The organism is Candidatus Zixiibacteriota bacterium, assembly GCA_040752815.1.
GTDB lineage: Bacteria > Zixibacteria > MSB-5A5 > GN15 > FEB-12 > JAGGTI01.
This window is the reverse complement of sequence record JBFMGC010000006.1, coordinates 14612-32830: the sequence shown is the minus strand read 5'-3', so window position 1 is coordinate 32830 and position 18219 is coordinate 14612. Positions and strand designations below refer to the sequence as shown.

Genomic DNA, 18219 nt, shown 5'->3' with positions numbered 1-18219 from the left:
GGGGCGTTCCAGATTGCCAGACGGGCTTAGGCACTTGCTTGGCGGCCAAAGAGTTTGTGAAAATAGTCACAGGTCGGGGGGTGCAGCCAGGTCAATGGTTTTTCCAGCAATCTCGTTGCGAGACATTGGGAAAGTCCAAGTAACAAATCCTCTTTGCACCATATATCACGCAATAAAGTGTTGCTTTTCTCTGGGACCTGTAGTAAACTTGGCCCACTCTGCCCGGAGCGTTCGGGCAATGGCGCCAATTGAAACGATGATGGTTTTACCAGAACTTGTCACCGGCTGAACAACCCCGCGTGGCGGTGTGGTACACGGAACTTAGTTAAGGAGAGTATCTATGAGCAGGTTGGGACTTGGACATCAGTTGTCGCGATGGTCATCGCTGGCGCGGCTGGCGCTGCCGGTCGTGCTGCTGATGGCGATCGCGTCCAGCAGCCAGGCCAGCGAGGCCGACATCGTGGTCCCCGATCTCAGCCAGGTCAGCTTCTTCGGGATGACCGGCTATAACTTACTGCTGACCGGCTTTGTGGTCTGTATTCTCGGCATGGTGTTCGGCTGGTTTGCCTACACCGGCCTGAAGAAGCTGCCGGTGCACAAATCGATGCGGGAAATCTCCGAGCTGATCTACGAAACCTGCAAGACCTACCTGCTGAACCAGGGTCGGTTTATCCTGATCCTGTGGGCCTTTATCGCCATAATCATGGTGGTTTACTTCGGCTGGCTCAGGCCGGTTGGATTTGGCAACCTGCTTATCATCATCCTGTTCAGCTTGATTGGTATCGGCGGAAGCTACTCAGTCGCCTGGTTTGGTATTCGCATTAACACGTTTGCCAATTCCCGCTCGGCGTTCGCATCCCTGGGCGGAGTGGCCTACCCGACCTATGCCATCCCCCTCCGGGCCGGTATTAGCGTGGGAACGCTGCTGATCTCCATCGAGCTTATCATAATGCTGGCCATTCTGGTCTTCGTGCCCGGCAATCTCGCCGGTTACTGCTTCATTGGATTCGCCGTAGGTGAGTCTCTCGGCGCTGCCGCGCTTCGTATCGCCGGCGGTATCTTCACCAAGATCGCTGATATCGGCTCCGATCTGATGAAGATCGTTTTCAACATCAAGGAAGACGATGCCCGCAACCCCGGCGTCATTGCCGACTGCACCGGCGACAATGCCGGCGATTCGGTCGGTCCCACGGCCGACGGTTTCGAGACCTACGGCGTTACGGGCGTGGCCCTGATCACGTTTATCCTGCTTGCGGTGTTGAATCCGACCATCCAGGTGCAACTGCTCGTCTGGATATTTGTCATGCGTATCATGATGATCGCCACGAGTATCGTCTCCTACTGGATCAACAACGCCATCGCCAAGGCAAAATACAGCAATCTGCCAAGTTTCAATTTTGAAACCCCGCTGACCACGCTGGTGTGGATCACGTCGATTATCTCGATCATCATGACCTACCTGATCTCCTACCTGATGCTGCCGGACCTTGGCGACGGTTCCCTCTGGTGGAAGCTCGCTTCAATTATCTCCTGCGGCACACTGGCCGGGGCGGTGATTCCGGAACTGGTCAAGGTGTTTACGTCGACCAAGTCCCGCCACGTCAAGGAAGTGGTAACCGCGGCACGCGAGGGCGGAGCGTCGCTCGATATCCTCTCCGGCTTCGTGGCCGGTAACTTCAGCGCCTACTGGATGGGGCTGACCATTGTCGCCCTCATGTCGATCGCCTGGGGTGTCAGTACCTGGGGGCTGGGCGATATCATGGCCGCCGCGCCGGTGTTCGCGTTCGGCCTGGTGGCATTCGGTTTTCTCGGCATGGGCCCGGTGACAATCGCTGTCGATTCGTACGGACCGGTGACCGACAACGCCCAGTCGGTATATGAGTTGTCTACGATTGAAACGCTTCCCGGCATCAAGGATGAAATCAAGAGAGATTACGGCTTCACGCCTGACTTCGAGAAGGCCAAGCTCTGCCTGGAGGAAAACGACGGCGCCGGGAACACGTTTAAGGCGACCGCCAAACCGGTGCTTATCGGCACCGCGGTGGTCGGGGCGACCACGCTCATTTTCTCGATCCTGCTCTTGTTGTCTCAACGTGCGGCGGGCATTACCCATGGCCAAATGGATATCCCTGGGATGGACCAAATGCTGCAAGCGAACGGTCACTTTTTCTCGCTGATCAACGCGCCCTTCCTGCTGGGTCTGATTGCCGGCGGCGCGATTATCTACTGGTTCACCGGCGCCTCGACACAGGCCGTTTCAACAGGCGCATACCGGGCGGTTGAATTCATCAAAGCCAACATTCGCCTCGATTCCGGCGCGGAGAAAGCGTCGGTCAAAGACAGCAAGCGAGTGGTGGCGATCTGCACCCAGTACGCTCAGAAGGGGATGTTCAACATATTCATCACGGTGTTCTTCACGACTCTGGCGTTCGCCTGTGTGGATGAGTACTTCTTTGTCGGATACTTGATTTCGATCGCAGCTTTCGGTCTCTACCAGGCGATTTTCATGGCCAATGCCGGCGGCGCCTGGGACAATGCTAAGAAGATTGTCGAGACGGAACTGCGCGAAAAGGGTACGCCGCTTCATGCGGCTACCGTTGTGGGCGATACTGTAGGCGATCCGTTCAAAGACACGTCGTCGGTAGCCATGAACCCGGTGATTAAGTTCACGACGTTGTTTGGCGTGCTGGCGGTGGAACTGGCGATAGAGTTGCCGAACACGACCCGGCTGTTTCTTGCGTTGGTGTTCTTCCTGATTTCAGTAGCCTTTGTATATCGCTCGTTCTATTACATGCGTATCAAGGGCAGCGAAAAGACGGCGTAGCTCCAATTTAGTCGCTGTCAGCGAGCCCCCGCGATCCATCGCGGGGGTTTTTTTATCGTTCTGTGGCAGCATCTCCACCTGACACGAACGAGAGGCCTCGTCCACGACCACCTCCACTCAAAAAGAATCTGGGTGGCCCACCCATTGGAGTCTGTCTCAAAAGTCTCAAAACGTTGCGGCCGAGCCTGGCCCCGACCGGATCCGGGGTCCTCGTCCACCACCAATCGGCGTCAGGTCACACTTCGAACCCGACCCGCGGAGCGAGTCGTGCTCGGAGCACGACCTGATTATATGAAAGCGCGCCTCCCTGACAGAAGGTACCTTTCTGTTGGTGAATTGAGAATAAGGAGGCGCGTGATGAGAATAGCCTTTGACAGCCACAAACGCTACACTTTTTGTTCGGTGGCGGATGATCGAGGTAAGGTGATAGCGGAAGCGCGGATTGAGCATGAGCAGGGAGCGTTGCGGCGTTACTTGATGCAGTTTCCATCGGGTGAGCCGGTGGCAGTAGAAGCGATGGGTTCGTGGTATTGGATTGTGGATGAGATTGAAGCTGCTGGCATGGAGGCTTGTTTGGTGTCGGCGCAGAAGGCGAAGTTGATGTTGGGGTGTGCCAACAAGACGGATCGGTTGGATGCACGGGGGTTGAACTTATTAGCTCAGGCGGGGACGTTACCGACGGTGTGGATACCGCCCGGGGAGTTGCGGGATAAACGGGACTTGACGCGGACGCGGATGATGTTGCGACGAACGGAGACGCGGTTTAAGGCCCGGATTCACGCGGCGCTGGCTCGGTATGCTTTGGGTCTGACCGAGGTTAGTGACATTTTTGCCAAGGGGAACCGCCCGTCGTTGCGGAAACAGATTGAAGGGTTGCCGGAGCAGACGCGCTATACGACGCTGGTCCAGCTGGACTATGTGGACCATCTGGAAGGCGAGATTGACCGGCTGGAGGAGCGGATTAAGACGGTGTTTGGCGGGAGCGCGACTTTGTCGCTGGTGCAAACCATGCCGGGGATTGGCCCGGTACTGGGACTGGTGATCACCCTGGAGGTCGGCGACATAGGACGTTTTCCCTCGGCGGCGCAGTACGCTTCCTATGCCGGCACAACCCCCCGGGTCCACGCTTCCGGAGGGAAAGTGCGCTACGGGCGGCTGCGTTCGGATGTCAACCACTACCTGAAGTGGGTTTACTGTGAAGCCGCCAACGTTGTTTCCCGGTGGCGGGAAAACTGGCCCGAGCGACACGTGTGCCGTCTATACAACCGGCTGCGGGCCAGGAAAGGCCACGCCAAAGCCGTTGGTGCAGTAGCACGGCACCTCGCCGAGGCCACCTGGTGGATCTTAACCAAGGAGGAAGCCTATCGCGAACCGGCGATCCGGCGCAAAACGTCAACCGGGGTATAAGCGCGTTTGCGTCATGAGTCCCTCGAGACTCGCGACCTGATTGCGACATACCCTTGGAAAAAAAATCATGCCGCGACGACGGCGAATAGATAACTCCGGCGTTTCAGCCCGACGCCCATCGCCAGGCTTCATGCAAATATGCCTTGACAACCGGCGCGCTTTCATAGATGACGCACAGATCGAGGTTTTGAGACAGCCTCATTGGGATGGGATCGAGACTCCTCACGCGCGAGATTGTCTGTCCAAGTGTGTGGGCCATCTCGCGGCGCCTATTGCCAGAAGCGTGCCTACCCCTTCTTCCTCAGCTCCGTCTGATGACTGAGGTTCATCACGCGTATCGCGACCAGCCTGCCGTTGTCATCATGGTATGCCACGCGCACAAGGTCATCGACCAGGGGCGCAGCGCCGAGGTCAGCGTCGCTCAGGTCGAACGTCAATATCAGGCCCGGCTGCCGCTCGTCTTCGATTTGCATGCTCCCGGCCGCCGTGTCAGACGCGATAACTTTTCCCTGCGCCACCAGGGCTGAGTCAACACAGCCGACCATGACCAGTGCCGCAACGGCGAAAACCGTCGGCAGAAACTTCTTGCTCATCACTCATCCTCCCGACCGAACACCGACCGGCTGCGATTGCGCGCCTCCGCTCGCTCTTTCAAAACCCCCCGGACCAGAAGCGAGATGATCACCAGACTGATGGCTATACCCGCGGTCAGAATCAGTATCGATGAGGGCGTTTGCAGTTCGAGCCGTTTGAGCAGCACCGAGGCACAGGCGATGTATATCGTCACGGCGAAAAGCAGCCGGATGGAATAGTCGCGCACGTACTTGACCGCGATTGTTCCCAGCTGCGCACCCACCGCCGCCCCGAGCAGCATCCACATCGCCGCCAGCAGGTCCACGCGCCCCTTGATGCCGTAGGTAAACGCCCCGTACGCGCCGGTGATCATCACCTCAAACAGGTCCGTGCCCACTGCTACCAAAGTAGGACAACCCACAAGATAGGTCAATGCCGGCATCCTGATGAAACCACACCCCACGCCGAGCACGCTCGCGACTATACCGGTCACTAGCCCAACCGGTACCGGCAGTCACATCGAACAGCGAATGCCGGAGGTCTTGAAGTTGATCATCGGCGGGATGTTGATCCGGTGCAGCCGCTGGGCGATTGTGAGATCACCAGTGTGGTGCACTGGCTGGCTGCTGTTGGCCCGTTTCTTGCGCGCGACATGCTTCAGATAATCATAAAGTACGTAGCTGCCGATCAGGAAGAGAAACACAAGTAGGTTTTGCGTATTACCGATTCCGCCAAACCCAGCCGTTCCAGGTACATTACCAGTTTCGCGCCCAGCTCCATGCCCAAAGTGGTGCCGATTATCATCGACACCGCCTGGGCGACGTCGACATTGCCAAACTTGCTGTAGCGGATAGTCGAGGCAATCGACTTCCCGCCCATGCGTGCGAGATCGGTGCCGATCGCGTATGGCATCGGAAACCCGAAGATATTCAGCGCCGGGGTGACGATAGTCAGCCCGAACAGAAACAGACTACTGTTATAGATGTCAGCGATCCACTTGAACAACCCGGCGGTCATGGCCCGCGTGTCGGCCACGTTATAGATCTTGGTCGCGGCCTTGCCGCCGCCCGCGGCGAGCGCGGAGCCTGTTATCAGCAGGGCCATCATGAAGCTCACCACGGCACACACCCGGACGCGAATTCGGCCGACCTGCCGTGTACAGTTTGTGAAATATCTCACGAACGCACGCTCCTTGTCGAATCTGAAAACAGGTCTTGAATTCTGCGGATACGCAGAGAGCACTTGGAATTCACAACCACACCAGTCGAATTATGATGCCGCCGATTGCACGGCGCCGTTATCGCCCTTTCATAGTTCGTTTTCGACGCCGAAATGGCAAGACTGTTTCGCCGTAACCTCAAGGGCGGGAACAAGGAAGGGCAGATGGGACGGTTCCGGGATGAGGCTGTGCCGGCGTCGCTGTCAAGCGACAATGTCATTGGCAGATCGCTTGGTGCATCCAATCCCCAGCACGAAAAAAGCATTTCACATTGAAACGGTGCGGCCTTGCTTCATGGTAGTTGTTTTTCGCGGGTCAGTGCCGTATTTTGTGACCCAAGATCACCAGAAACCTGCCTTTCTGAGCACACGACGAACATTGCTCCGTCGGGCAACAAGGACCTGATTCGCGAGGACCGACTCCATGCAAAGGCCGCTACCGCGCACTATCCTCGGACTCACCGCACTCCTAACTGTCGCCATTCACGCAGCATCAGCAGACACGATTCCGCCGACGCCAGAAGACTCCGCCAAGACCAAATGGGATGTCAGTGTCCCCCACGTGCCAAGCGACACCATCGAATTCGAAGCCAATGAGGGTACCTGGATCACGGTCGACGTGTCGCCCGACGGCCGTGAGATCGTGTTCGACATCCTGGGTGATATCTACAAAATGCCGATCACCGGCGGCGAGGCGACATTGTTGTCCGGCGGTCTGCCGTATGAGGTCCAGCCCCGCTTCAGCCCCGACGGCCGGAAGATCGCATTCACCAGCGATCGCGGCGGCGGCGACAATATTTGGATCATGAACACGGACGGCACCGACCGAACGCAAATCACGAAAGAGGATTTCCGCCTGCTGAATAATCCGGCATGGCATCCCAGCGGTGAGTATCTGGTCGCGCGCAAGCACTTCACCAGCCGACGCAGCATTGGAGCCGGCGAAATGTGGATGTACCGCGTGCCCGACGGTGGCGGCGGCGTGCAATTGACCAAGCGCAAGAACGAGCAGCAGGATGCCAATGAACCGGTGTTCTCGCCCGACGGACGGTATCTCTACTGGGCCGAGGACATGTCGAGCGGCGAGTATTTCGAGTACAACAAAGATCCGCACGGCACGATCTATGTCATCCGCCGTCTCGATCTGAAAACCAACGAAATCCGTGACATAATCCGCGTCAACGGCGGCGCCTGTCGCCCGCAGGTCAGCCCCGATGGCAAAACACTCGCGTTCGTTCGCCGGGTGCGTGGCCACTCGGTGCTGGCGCTGTTCGATCTGACGAGCAACCAGATCAGGCATCTGTGGGATGGACTCGACGAAGACCAGCAGGAAATCTGGGCGCTGTTCGGCGTCTATCCCGGTTTTGACTGGACCCCCGACGGCAAGAACATAGTCATCTGGGCCAAGGGTAAAGTATGGCGAGTGGATGTGGCCACCGGTACACCGTCAGAGATTCCGTTCCGCGTCAAGGTAAACCAGGTTGTCGCCCAAGCGCTGCGATTCCCGCAGACTGTCAGCGCGGACACATTCCCGGTCAAGGTCATCCGCTGGCCGCAAGTAACGCCGTCCGGAAACACGGCTGTCTTTCAGGCGCTCGGTTACCTGTATCGTAAGCCGCTTCTCGATGGCGCACCGGTCAGAATCACGCGCCAGACCGACCACTTTGAATTCGCCCCGGCCCTGTCGGCAAGCGGGAAGGAAGTCGTCTTCACGACATGGAACGATCTCAGCGGCGGCACGATTCGAATTCTCAATCTCGATACCGGCAGGGAGCGCCTCCTGGTGTCTGCTCCCGGCCACTACGTGTCCGCGCAGTTCTCACCTGACGGCCAATGGGTGGTGTATCATCGCGGTACGGGCGACGGTTTCCGCGGACGTGCGTGGGAAAACGACCCCGGCATCTACATTGTCGAAGCCGCCGGCAAGAGCGCGCCCCGCTTTGTTACCCGCGACGGCTCACTCCCGCGCTTTTCGAAAGACGGCAAGCGAATCTACCTGAACTCCAACGAGGGTGAAAAGACAACCCTGGTGAGTGTCGACCTGCTCGGTTCGGACCGCCGCGTGCACGCGCTCTCCGAGCGCGCGACCGAGGTCTTCTTGTCTCCCGATGAAAACTGGCTCGCGTTCGAGGAACTGTGGCACACTTATGTGACGCCGTTTCCGCATGTCTCCACACCGGTGGAGGTCGGCCCGGAGATGAAAAACCTGCCGGTGCGCAAGCTCTCCACCGATGGCGGCACCTACCTGAACTGGTCGTCGGACAGCAAGACTATCCGTTGGAGCCTTGGTCCGGAGCTGTTCAGCGCCGAGTTGGCGGAACTGTACTCGCCGGACACAACCAGGCAGTACAAACCTGCGACTGCGACTCTCGGCTGGGACGAGAAAGCTGACATCCCCAACACTGATCTGTATCTCGTGGGAGCGAAGGTCCTACCCATGCATGACCTGTCAATAATCGAAAACGGCGTTGTGCATGTGAAGAATAATCGTATCGAAGCGGTCGGCCCGCGCGATCAAATCACGATTCCGGCCGGGGCGAGAGTGATCGATGTCTCCGGTAAAACGCTGATGCCGGGCCTGATCGACATTCATGCCCACCCCTGGTCAAGCAATCAGGGAACCTACGCTCAACAAAACTGGTCCTACCTGGCCAACCTGGCGTTCGGTGTCACCACCATGCACGACCCCAGCAACAACACCGAAATGATTTTCGCCCCGGCCGAGCTCCAGAGGCACGGATCTATGCTCGCGCCGCGCATATTCAGCACCGGCACGATACTCTACGGCGCGGAGGGGAATTTCAAGACGGTCATCAACAAATACGAGGACGCGGTCAGCGCCATAAAAAGAACCATCGCCTGGGGCGCAATATCGGTCAAGAGCTACAATCAGCCGCGACGCAATCAGCGCCAGATGGTAATCAAAGCCGGTCACGAACTGAAGACCATGGTCGTTCCCGAAGGCGGCGCCACCATGAATCATATGATGACCATGCTGCTCGACGGCCACACCACGCTGGAGCATCCGGTGCCGGTGGCCCCGGTGTATGACCCGGAACTGCGCCTGCTGGGCAGATTCGGCACCGGCTACACCCCCACCCTCATTGTCGGCTACGGCGGTCTCTGGGGTGAAAACTACTGGTACCAGCACAGCAACGTGTGGGAAAACCAGCGGCTCTCTCGCTTTGTGCCGCGATGGATGGTGGATCCCCGGTCGATTCGCCGAACCATGGCGCCTGATTCCCAATACCACCATTTCGCACTGGCGCGCACGGCTACTGAGATGCTGCGCCGGGGCGGTAATGTCGAGCTCGGCGCGCACGGCCAGCTTCAGGGCCTGGGCGCCCACTGGGAGCTCTGGATGCTGCAACAGGGTGGGATGACTAATCATGAGGCGCTTCGCTGTGCCACCTGGATGGGAGCGCGCTGTATCGGACTCGATCACGAGCTGGGAAGTATCCAGCCCGGCCTGCTGGCTGATCTGATCGTGATCGACGGCGATCCCACATTAGACATAAGGCTTTCCGAGAACGTCTTGTATACGATGTTCAATGGGCGCCTGTACGATGCCGCCACGCTGGAGCAGCTCGAGCCGGAGCGCAAACCGCTTCCCGCCGGTCCAAACCTCGAAAACGTAGTCGGTGAAGATATCGGACATTCCTGTGTAGGCCCGGTAGAATAGCGCGGCGACAAACAGCAATTCGAAAATAACGTATTTGTGCGGAGACATAGACCATGGCTGAAACCACAGCAACTTTAGATGCCGCCAAGCGGGTCGATCCCGATTACAATCGTCACCCTCACGGATTCTGGTTCATCTTCTGGGGCGAGCTGGCTGAGCGGGCAAGTTTCTATGGTATGAGAACGCTGCTGCTGCTCTACATGATCAACCGGCTCGGTTATTCCGACGCCAACAGCGGCACGGTGACCCAGTTATTCACCGCCTTTTGTTACATCCTGCCGATAGTCGGCGGATATATCGCGGATCAGTGGCTGGGCAAGTTCAAAACGATCATCTACTTCGCCATTCCCTACTTGCTGGGACACATAATCCTCGGAACATTCAACAACGAGGTCGGCCTGTACACCGCGCTCTTCCTGCTGGCGGGAGGGTCCGGCACGATCAAGCCTAACATCAGCACACTCATGGGGCTCATGTACCAGAAGGCGGGCAAGTCGCACCTGATGACTCAGGCGTTTTCCTGGTTTTACATGGCGATCAATATCGGCGCCGCCGCCACAACCTTCACGCTACCGTTCATTCGCGATCACTATGGCTACAGCGCGGCGTTCATGGCCCCGACGATTCTCATGGCGGTGGCCCTCGCCGTGTTCTACATGGGGAAAAAACACTACCCGGTTGAGGAGATCAAACGGGGCAAGGACCGCCCGATCAAGACCCACGAACAGAAGATCGAGGACCGTCGGGTACTGGTGCGGCTCTCCGGTCTCTTCTTGATGATAGTTTTCTTCTGGTCGATTTTCGATCAGGCGCAGTCTACCTGGACGCTGTTTGCCCGCGATTATATGAATCTCGACATCAGCGTTTTGTCGTGGAAATGGCACATACCGCCCGATGCCATCCAGAGCATCAATCCGGTCCTGATCGTCCTCATGACGCCGCTGTTTGCGTGGCTTTGGGGAAAGTCGGACCGCAGCGAGAAATTCCGCCTCTCGTCGCCCATGAAAATGCTCCTCGGCTTCATCCTGGTAGTGCTGTGCATGGGCACCATGTCGATAGCCGGCTACCTGGGCGTGCAGTCCCGGATTACTATCCTCTGGGAGGTGGGAGCTTACATACTGATCACCATGGCGGAATTGTGCATATCGGTGGTCGGTTTGCAGTTGGCTTTCGAGGAAGCGCCCGAAAGGATGAAATCGATGATCACGGGTATATACCTGTTCACCGTGTTCCTGGGCAATATCCTGGCCGCCTGGTTTGCCCGCCTCTACACCGCCATGTCGCCCGGCAGCTACTTCGGCGCGATGACTATCATGATTGCGGTCGTGGCGGTCATATTCTATTTCATCGGGCGTAAGTTCGACCACCGGGTCGCCAGTGGGGCGCCTCGGACGGCATAGCGACCGAGACATAATAGGAAGATGTCTGGTTGTCTGACCGAGCGTCGTGCGGGCCGCGGACTCGGATTCGCGTTGCGGAGGATTGCTTCAGTTAACTCAAAATCCCGCGTGCGATCAGGTACGGCAGGATGATGTACAGCAGCGTATCGCGTATCAGATAGTAGATGACAATTGCCCCGACCAGCTTCCAGCCGTGGCGTTTGACAAGATAACGGAAACGCGCTGCTACCTTGCCGCCGAAGGAGCGCTCCGCGTTACCCGGAAGCGGCTCGCGCAAATCGCGGCGAAACTGGGATATTAGTTCCCGAAACCGATGCCAGGGGCGGCGAGTGGGTACAACCGCCTCCTCAGTGACGGTACGGTTTTCTATTGATATCGAATCATCGCCCACAGGTTTCATGCCCATCCACAATCATGTGTTGACTGTTCTCGTTCATTGTCTGTATCTAAATGAAAACAGCATCGTTTTGTTCCCTGTGAGAATAATGGACCGAACCAGTCGTGTCAAGCGGTGTTGCCCTGTCTGGGGGCGGCATGGCATCGGGGAGTCATGAAAAACGCCTTCCCGCTGATGTAATCAGGAGATTCGTCGATTCGCCGGCAGATTCCGGGACCTTAATGACGCTTTCGGTGTTTACTAAACAGAAGGCGGTCACTCGACTTCGATTCGCACGAAGCGATCCATTCGACCGGGCCGTCACCGGCAACCAATTCTAATCTCTCTTCTCCCTGCTCACCCCGGATGTTTTGTAGACTTTCCATAGACACGAATAACTCAGTGTGTTTCTGCCGCCGGCGCGGGATAGTCATCCGCGCCCACCCGGCCACCCAAATTCCAGTAAAGGACCTTCAGGATGAATAAAGCATATCAGGATGAAGCTACGCTCACCACTGATTTCAGCGTTTTGCGCCGAGAAATCGCGGTTTATCAGCGGCCGAGCCGTCTAAAGAGCAGTTGGCAACTGGGCACCACGCTAATCGCCTATGCCGCCCTGTGGGTGCTGATCTGGTTCGTGCTTCAGTACTCCATCTGGCTCACTTTGCCGCTGATTCTGCTGGCTGCCGGTTTTCTCATCAGGATGTCCATAATCTTTCATGATTGTGGCCACGGTTCGTTCTTTCGTTCACAGCGAGCCAATCATATCTAGGGAGTAGTCACCGACGTACTGACCTTCACCCCATTCAATTACTGGCGTGCCAATCACGCCCGTCACCACGGCACCTCTGGTAGCCTTGACAAGCGCGGGCAGGCGGATGTCTGGACTATGACCGTAACCGAGTACAAAAACGCGTCACTGAAAACACGGCTCCAGTACCGGATGTATCGCAATCCGGTAGTAATGTTCGGACTGGGGCCTCTTTTCGTATTCCTGGTCACCAATCGCGTGCCGCGAAGCGGATCCGGGAGGAAGGATCGCATGAGCGTCCACGGCACCAATACTGCGATAGCGGGCCTTGCCGCCCTGCTGATTTTGGCTGTCGGCATAAAGGCCTACCTCTTCATACAAGGCACTATCGTATACACAGGTGTGATGGCTGGAATCCGGTTGTTTTACGTTCAGCACAAGTTTGAAGGGGTCTACTGGGCCGACAGCAAGGATTGGGATTTCGTTCAGGCATCCGTAAAAGGCTCATCGTTCTACAAGCTGCCCGCAGTTCTTCGATGGTTCACCGGCAATATCGGATATCACCATGTTCATCATCTCAATCCGCGTATCCCCAATTACAATCTGCCTAAATGCCACCAAACTCTCCCCTTGCTGAGTGAGACCAAGCCGATCAAGTTGTTCTCCAGCTTCAAGTCGCTGCGCTACCGCCTCTGGGATGAGCGAAATAACAAGTTGGTGGGATTCCGGAGCATTCGCACCGGAACTGACTGCGGCAAGGTTGACGCTCATCGGCTCACACCCCGCCCAACAGGCGGGGCTGTAGCCGACCCCGTTTTTGTCACGTCATCTGGAACGGCATCAAGCCGGAAGAGCGGGCAACTCCAGGCTCCGCTTCATGTCTACCAGCAGCGCCACATAAATGCCGTGGCAAAACGGATAAACGGTAGCATCGTTCTTCTCCCAACTCGACGAGAACTGTACACGGGTGCCGTTCCCGGTGATCGCCGGCTCCACCGTGACTCGCCCGACATAAGAATCAACATCGGCTTTAGATACCGGCGATGGTCCATCGTCGATACTGTAGGCAAACGTGCGGCGCTCGTCGTCCAGTTCCAGAAGGGTCTCCCTAAAAGCTCCGTTGAGCACACGTTTGGATCCAGGTTGATCCCCTGGAATGTCGCCGACCGCCTCAATATCGGTAATTACATTAGGCGCCCAGCTCATATCATGGAAGTTACGGATCGACTTCCACACTCGCTCTATCGGCGCCTTTATTACGGTCCATTGGTTTGATTGTCCCACGCTGGTCTCCTTTCAAGGTACGCAGCGGTTAGTGTAAGACGCGGTTCGGATAGTCCGCAGTCTGTTGAGTCTTTTGGTATAACACCAAAACCGAGATATACATAAACATTTCTGGTCAAATTTCATGAACTCACTTACGGTCTCGGCGGGAGTCATTTCTTATCGGCCGCCTGACTCCGGAACTCAGCGCGCAGTCGTAGCTTACGTCCCATCGGCATTTCCGCCTAAGTGTCGATTTACCTCCGGCTGAGACTGTCGATACTCACGTCCCGGACCTACTCAGTCACGGAACGACTGTAATTGTCGAATGCGTGTACCGTAACCCAATCAATCGGTGGCCGCCAGAGTTGTCCTCTCCCGGATCGCCTGATGATTCTCGTAACCTCTCCTCACACCGTTCACCATAAAGTCGAACTTGACGTCTTTGTCCCGCGGATCCGAGGCTTTCACCACCAGTTTCGACGCCGTCAGCTTATCGACATACAGCATCGCCCGCACGGGACCACGCGGAGTCACCTGAGCCGTCAGGCCATCGCCGTTCGTTACCAGCGCGAAATCCTCCGGCAAGTCGATCTCGGCGACACCGTCTCGTAGCACGGCGCTCCCGCGGGTGTACGTGCCGGCCTCGTTACCCTCCAGCGCCACATAGATTATCTCCTTTGAATCGTCCCCGGGATGTGCCTGCACGAATGCTTTCGGGCCGAGTACCGTGAGGGCACCCGTGACAGTCAGATCAGAATTCACCTGAACGGGCTGGGCGAATGTCGACAACCCATCACAAGCTAGCCTGGTGCCCGTTGCTACAAGTAGTTCAGGCGAGGGCGCCATGGTCAAAGACAGATCAGTGGTAGCGTCGTCGTTGATATCCCACGTTGCCGAGTTGCGACAAACCACTGACCCGGTGCAGGTGAGCGTCCCGGAGACACTGAGCGTACTGCTGCAGGTGGTCGCGCCCGCGACGCTGCAACTGCTCCCGAAACTGGCGCCGTTGTCGCAGACAAATCCGGCGCTGCCGGTCACCCAGACACGCGCGCCGCCGGACGAGGTCACCGCGAAGTCGAGCGCGCCGTCGTCATCGATATCGCACAGCGCCAGGTGACCGCTCGGGTTGTCCAGATCGAGCGCCACCGCCCGATTCGACGATGGCCGGGTCAGGCTGATCGCGGTGGGGTTGGCGGCGAATTCCCTCGCGGTCGGCCCGGTCAGTTGAATGCCTTCGGCGGTGTACACCGCCGATGTTCCCGAAACATCCGGAACTAACACAAGCCCGCTGGTGCGGCTCAGCGTCACTGTAGTACTGGAGCTCAGGTCAACCAGGCTGACGTCATCGGCCGTACATATGAGCCTCTGATTTCCACCGCTCTTGATCAACTCCAGGTCATCGGCGGTGAGACTCCCCAGCGAATTCCCCGCACCGGTGATTTGCACACCATCCGAGCGTACTCGCGCCGTCTCCGCGATCGTGCCGTCGCGAAGATACAGTGTCCCACGGGTCGAACTGCTCGCCCCCAACTCAACCAAGTCGGTGGCGCCGCTCGTCACGGACAACCCCCTGCCAACAGTGAGCGGTGTGGCCAGTCGTACGGTTTCTGTCCCGTTATCAATGGTCACACTGCCAAAATCAGAGGAAATTCCCGTCTCATCCAGGGTCAGTGTCTGGGCTCCAGCTCCGGTAAATGTCAAGGTCCCACTTGAGATCGACACCAAACGCGGATCGGTAAACTGCACAAAGCCTCCGACATCAAGGCCATCCACCGAAACATCCGGGGACAGCGATAACACTCCCGCCTCTACCCTGATTCTGGCCGTATCAGTGCCGGAAATGAAGCGCATCTCGTCGGGCAAAAGCTCGCCTAAGGTCCCGCACGGCTCACACACCGTCCGCAGCTTCCCTGCCTCGGCCATGGTGTAGAAGAGTTGGTTAAATACGTCATCAGCGATAAGCACATACGGCTCCCCAGCCGGCGGCAGCGGCGGCAGTGCCGAAATCAGATCAACGCTCTGGCAGATGAGGTGCCCTTGACCCGTGCACATCGCCTCGGCCCCGCTGGCGTAGTAGATACAGAACCGATCGGCTGCCATCTCAGCCGAATCCTTGTCGCCCGCGCCACGATCAGCGATTATCGAGACCGACAAATCGGTCAGCCTCAACCGCTCCTCAACCCAGGGCGTGACAATGGATTCGCCGCTGAGCAAAATCGATCCCGGGGCCGACGTGAAATCGCCCAGCACTCGTGGGGTCACCATGCTGTAGGGAACCGAAGCCAGCGCGATTCGTGGATCCAGCTCAGGATCGGTGTCGATCGTGATTCCCAGCCATCTGTTGGGGCCATCGAACAATCCGTCGGGAAGCGGTACCTCGCTACCGATTACGAGACTCAGAAGTCCCGACTCTATCGTGATCGGCGGATGGGGCTCCGTGTACAGAAGGTTGGTGAGCGATATCGACGTCGGGTCGTCCCAGATCCGAATAGTGACGTCGACTGTCCCGTCGATAGGGTTGCCGGAGGCGTCAGTGACCAGCCCTTGATACGAAATCAGCGCCGGCACGCCTGCGGCCGTCAGGCTACCGACAGTCGCTAGCGACCAGGCAACCATTGCCCCCACAACTACCAAAGTCCTTGTGTGACACATGGTTAAACTCCTTTAATGTTAAGTTCTGCCGACGCGGCAAGGCGCGCTGACGGCTTCGAATCGGCTTTGCGTTAGGCGTATTAACTCCGAGGATATACGGAGGGAACTTGGCATGATGGAGAAAAATCGTGCGGCTCCCCGGACCACCCCGGACCTGCCTTTACCATCTCCGCTTGCCGATTTTGTCGCGGTATGTTAGTCTTGCACCCACGAAAATCCACAATCCCTGGAGAGTCAGACCATGGCCGAGAAATTCATCTTCCACATGTACCGCGTGAACAAGTTCTACGGTCAAAAGCAGGTATTGAAGGATATCAACCTGGGATTCTTTCCCGGCGCGAAAATCGGCATAGTCGGCGAAAACGGCTCCGGCAAAACCACGGTACTGCGCATCATGGCCGGCCGCGACAATGAGTTCCAGGGCGAGGCCTTCATCACGCCCGGCTACCGTGCCGGGATGGTCGAGCAGGAGCCGGAGCTTGACCCAAACCTGACTGTGCGGCAGACAATCGAGTCGGCTTTCGGTGAGATCAAGGGATTGCTCGACGAATACAATCGCCTCGCCGACAGCCTGGCCACACCGCTGGACGACGATCAGATGCAGAAGGCAATGGATCGGATGGGGGTGCTGCAGGACAAAATTGACACGATGGATGGCTGGAATCTCGATCAGTCACTGAAAATCGCCAGCGATGCGCTCTGTCTGCCTGATGACGACCGTCTGGTGGGAACTCTCTCCGGCGGTGAGCGGCGGCGCGTGGCCCTCTGCAAAGCGCTTCTGGAACGACCCGACCTGCTGCTGCTCGACGAGCCAACCAATCATCTCGATCCCGAAACTATCAACTGGCTCGAGGAGCAGCTCAAGGCGTATCCGGGGACGGTCATCATTGTCACTCACGACCGCTACTTTCTCGACAATATTACCGGCTGGATACTCGAACTCGACAGCGGCCAAGGAGTACCGTGGGAAGGGAACTACACATCGTGGCTGGAACAGAAACTGGCCAAGCTGGCCGCGGCAGAGAAGAAAGACACCCCCCGGAGTGAGGCTTTGAAACGCGAGTTGTCCTGGATACGGATGAGTCGCGGCGAGCGCAACGAACTGTCCCGCGCTCGCATTCGAGAGTACGAGCAACTGGTGGCGCGCGAGACCGCCGCGCAAAAGGGAGACGGCACGACCATTCAGATCGCACCCGGTCCGGAGCTGGGGAACCAGGTGATAGAGTTCCATGACGTTGCCATGGGCTACGATCACCAACCGCTCTTTGAACACGTGACCTTCAATGTTCCGAGGTCGGCGGTGGTCGGGTTGGTCGGGCCTAACGGCTCAGGTAAGACGACCCTGTTCAAGTTGATTACCGGGGATCTCAAGCCCGTAGAGGGAAAAACGGTAATTGGATCGACCGTGAGGCTCTCGGTAGTCGGCCAGGAGCGTGATGATCTGGGCGACGAGCTAACGCTGATAAGCGAAGTCGGCGGCGGGCTGGAAGAGGTCACGGTTGGTAACCGTACCATGCCGATTAGGCAATACCTGGCGCTGTTTGGCTTCAAAGGGGCGGCCCAGCAGAAGAAATCGAGCGAGCTTTCCGGCGGCGAGCGCAATCGCTGTCACCTTGCCAAAGTGCTCAAGACTGGCGGCAACGTGCTGTTGCTTGATGAGCCGACTAACGATCTCGATGTCAATACGCTGCGCATGCTCGAGGAAGCGATCATGCAGTTTTCCGGCTGTGTGCTGGTCATAAGTCACGACCGGTTCTTCCTCGACCGAGTCTGCACCCACCTGCTGGTTTTCGAGGGCGAAGGCCGGGTGCGGTGGTACGAGGGGAACTTCTCGTCGTACCAGGAGTGGCGCAGCCGCGAGCTTGGCGACCGCCTTTTCGAAAACCGCCGCAACCGGTATCGGACACTGGTGAGAGCGTGAGATAATGTTGCGCGACGCGACACCTGGTCAAGCGGGCGGCCAATCGTCAGCCGTTGGAAAAAAACTCTCACGGAATACTGGGCTCAAATAAACCAGTTGGTCACCACCGTATAGTTTCTGCAAGTTACGAGCGGAGCTTCGCCCGTTTC

The 18219-nt window shown here is 57.6% G+C and carries 14 protein-coding genes and 1 pseudogene; 7 read left to right on the top strand and 8 right to left on the bottom strand.

What is annotated here, in order from left to right:
• Nucleotides 1–340 precede the first annotated feature (340 nt).
• Complete coding sequence (locus tag AB1772_02965; GenBank protein MEW5795299.1) at nucleotides 341–2824, top strand: sodium-translocating pyrophosphatase; 2484 nt, start codon at nucleotides 341–343, stop codon at nucleotides 2822–2824.
• Between the two features lie 357 nt (nucleotides 2825–3181).
• On the top strand, nucleotides 3182–4231 hold the full coding sequence (locus tag AB1772_02960) for an IS110 family transposase (GenBank protein ID MEW5795298.1): 1050 nt from the start codon (nucleotides 3182–3184) through the stop codon (nucleotides 4229–4231).
• Between the two features lie 287 nt (nucleotides 4232–4518).
• Here AB1772_02960 and AB1772_02955 read toward each other — a convergent pair whose 3' ends face one another.
• The 4 genes from AB1772_02955 to AB1772_02940 are packed head-to-tail and all read right to left on the bottom strand — an operon-like array spanning nucleotide 4519 to nucleotide 5911.
• Complete coding sequence (locus AB1772_02955; GenBank protein ID MEW5795297.1) at nucleotides 4519–4824, bottom strand: hypothetical protein; 306 nt, start codon at nucleotides 4822–4824, stop codon at nucleotides 4519–4521.
• The gene (locus AB1772_02950; protein ID MEW5795296.1) at nucleotides 4824–5297 is read right to left on the bottom strand and encodes a sulfite exporter TauE/SafE family protein; all 474 of its coding nucleotides are present in this window, start codon (nucleotides 5295–5297) and stop codon (nucleotides 4824–4826) included. Before AB1772_02950 ends, AB1772_02955 begins: the two co-directional genes overlap by 1 nt.
• A 21-nt stretch (nucleotides 5298–5318) precedes the next feature.
• On the bottom strand, nucleotides 5319–5507 hold the full coding sequence (locus AB1772_02945; protein MEW5795295.1) for a hypothetical protein: 189 nt from the start codon (nucleotides 5505–5507) through the stop codon (nucleotides 5319–5321).
• Nucleotides 5492–5911: a TSUP family transporter gene (locus AB1772_02940; GenBank protein MEW5795294.1), complete on the bottom strand. Its 420-nt coding sequence runs from the start codon at nucleotides 5909–5911 to the stop codon at nucleotides 5492–5494. The genes AB1772_02945 and AB1772_02940 overlap by 16 nt, the downstream gene beginning before the upstream one ends.
• 535 nt (nucleotides 5912–6446) lie before the next feature.
• On the opposite strand from AB1772_02940, the gene AB1772_02935 reads away from it, so the two are divergent.
• Both AB1772_02935 and AB1772_02930 read left to right on the top strand, forming a co-directional pair.
• A complete protein-coding gene (locus AB1772_02935) occupies nucleotides 6447–9704 on the top strand; it encodes an amidohydrolase family protein (GenBank protein MEW5795293.1) in 3258 nt (1085 codons plus the stop codon).
• 53 nt (nucleotides 9705–9757) lie between these two features.
• Nucleotides 9758–11104, top strand: a complete 1347-nt coding sequence (locus AB1772_02930) for an oligopeptide:H+ symporter (protein MEW5795292.1) — start codon at nucleotides 9758–9760, stop codon at nucleotides 11102–11104.
• Nucleotides 11105–11195: 91 nt separating this feature from the next.
• Here the strand turns inward: AB1772_02930 and AB1772_02925 are convergent, their stop codons facing one another.
• Nucleotides 11196–11510 carry a hypothetical protein gene (locus tag AB1772_02925; GenBank protein MEW5795291.1) on the bottom strand — a complete coding sequence of 105 codons (315 nt, stop codon included), beginning with the start codon at nucleotides 11508–11510 and terminating at the stop codon, nucleotides 11196–11198.
• 448 nt (nucleotides 11511–11958) lie between these two features.
• On the opposite strand from AB1772_02925, the gene AB1772_02920 reads away from it, so the two are divergent.
• Both AB1772_02920 and AB1772_02915 read left to right on the top strand, forming a co-directional pair.
• Nucleotides 11959–12252, top strand: a complete 294-nt coding sequence (locus AB1772_02920; protein ID MEW5795290.1) for a hypothetical protein — start codon at nucleotides 11959–11961, stop codon at nucleotides 12250–12252.
• Between the two features lie 18 nt (nucleotides 12253–12270).
• Nucleotides 12271–12798 (top strand): annotated as a pseudogene (locus tag AB1772_02915) (fatty acid desaturase).
• Here the strand turns inward: AB1772_02915 and AB1772_02910 are convergent.
• The 3 genes from AB1772_02910 to AB1772_02900 form a co-directional block, all read right to left on the bottom strand.
• Nucleotides 12736–13002: a hypothetical protein gene (locus AB1772_02910; GenBank protein MEW5795289.1), complete on the bottom strand. Its 267-nt coding sequence runs from the start codon at nucleotides 13000–13002 to the stop codon at nucleotides 12736–12738. The pseudogene AB1772_02915 and the gene AB1772_02910 overlap by 63 nt on opposite strands.
• 69 nt (nucleotides 13003–13071) lie before the next feature.
• On the bottom strand, nucleotides 13072–13515 hold the full coding sequence (locus AB1772_02905; GenBank protein ID MEW5795288.1) for an SRPBCC family protein: 444 nt from the start codon (nucleotides 13513–13515) through the stop codon (nucleotides 13072–13074).
• Between the two features lie 327 nt (nucleotides 13516–13842).
• The gene (locus AB1772_02900) at nucleotides 13843–16149 is read right to left on the bottom strand and encodes a hypothetical protein (protein MEW5795287.1); all 2307 of its coding nucleotides are present in this window, start codon (nucleotides 16147–16149) and stop codon (nucleotides 13843–13845) included.
• Nucleotides 16150–16390: 241 nt separating this feature from the next.
• On the opposite strand from AB1772_02900, the gene ettA reads away from it, so the two are divergent.
• Nucleotides 16391–18070: an energy-dependent translational throttle protein EttA gene (gene ettA, locus AB1772_02895; GenBank protein MEW5795286.1), complete on the top strand. Its 1680-nt coding sequence runs from the start codon at nucleotides 16391–16393 to the stop codon at nucleotides 18068–18070.
• Nucleotides 18071–18219 lie beyond the last annotated feature (149 nt).

Coding starts and splice junctions, on each gene's coding strand:
- ettA (MEW5795286.1), top strand. CDS start 16,391: ATGGCCGAGAAATTCATCTTCCACATGTACCGCGTGAACAAGTTCTAC.
- AB1772_02925 (MEW5795291.1), bottom strand. CDS start 11,510: ATGGGCATGAAACCTGTGGGCGATGATTCGATATCAATAGAAAACCGT.
- AB1772_02910 (MEW5795289.1), bottom strand. CDS start 13,002: ATGAGCGTCAACCTTGCCGCAGTCAGTTCCGGTGCGAATGCTCCGGAA.
- AB1772_02930 (MEW5795292.1), top strand. CDS start 9,758: ATGGCTGAAACCACAGCAACTTTAGATGCCGCCAAGCGGGTCGATCCC.
- AB1772_02965 (MEW5795299.1), top strand. CDS start 341: ATGAGCAGGTTGGGACTTGGACATCAGTTGTCGCGATGGTCATCGCTG.
- AB1772_02955 (MEW5795297.1), bottom strand. CDS start 4,824: ATGAGCAAGAAGTTTCTGCCGACGGTTTTCGCCGTTGCGGCACTGGTC.
- AB1772_02935 (MEW5795293.1), top strand. CDS start 6,447: ATGCAAAGGCCGCTACCGCGCACTATCCTCGGACTCACCGCACTCCTA.
- AB1772_02900 (MEW5795287.1), bottom strand. CDS start 16,149: ATGTGTCACACAAGGACTTTGGTAGTTGTGGGGGCAATGGTTGCCTGG.
- AB1772_02940 (MEW5795294.1), bottom strand. CDS start 5,911: ATGATGGCCCTGCTGATAACAGGCTCCGCGCTCGCCGCGGGCGGCGGC.
- AB1772_02920 (MEW5795290.1), top strand. CDS start 11,959: ATGAATAAAGCATATCAGGATGAAGCTACGCTCACCACTGATTTCAGC.
- AB1772_02960 (MEW5795298.1), top strand. CDS start 3,182: ATGAGAATAGCCTTTGACAGCCACAAACGCTACACTTTTTGTTCGGTG.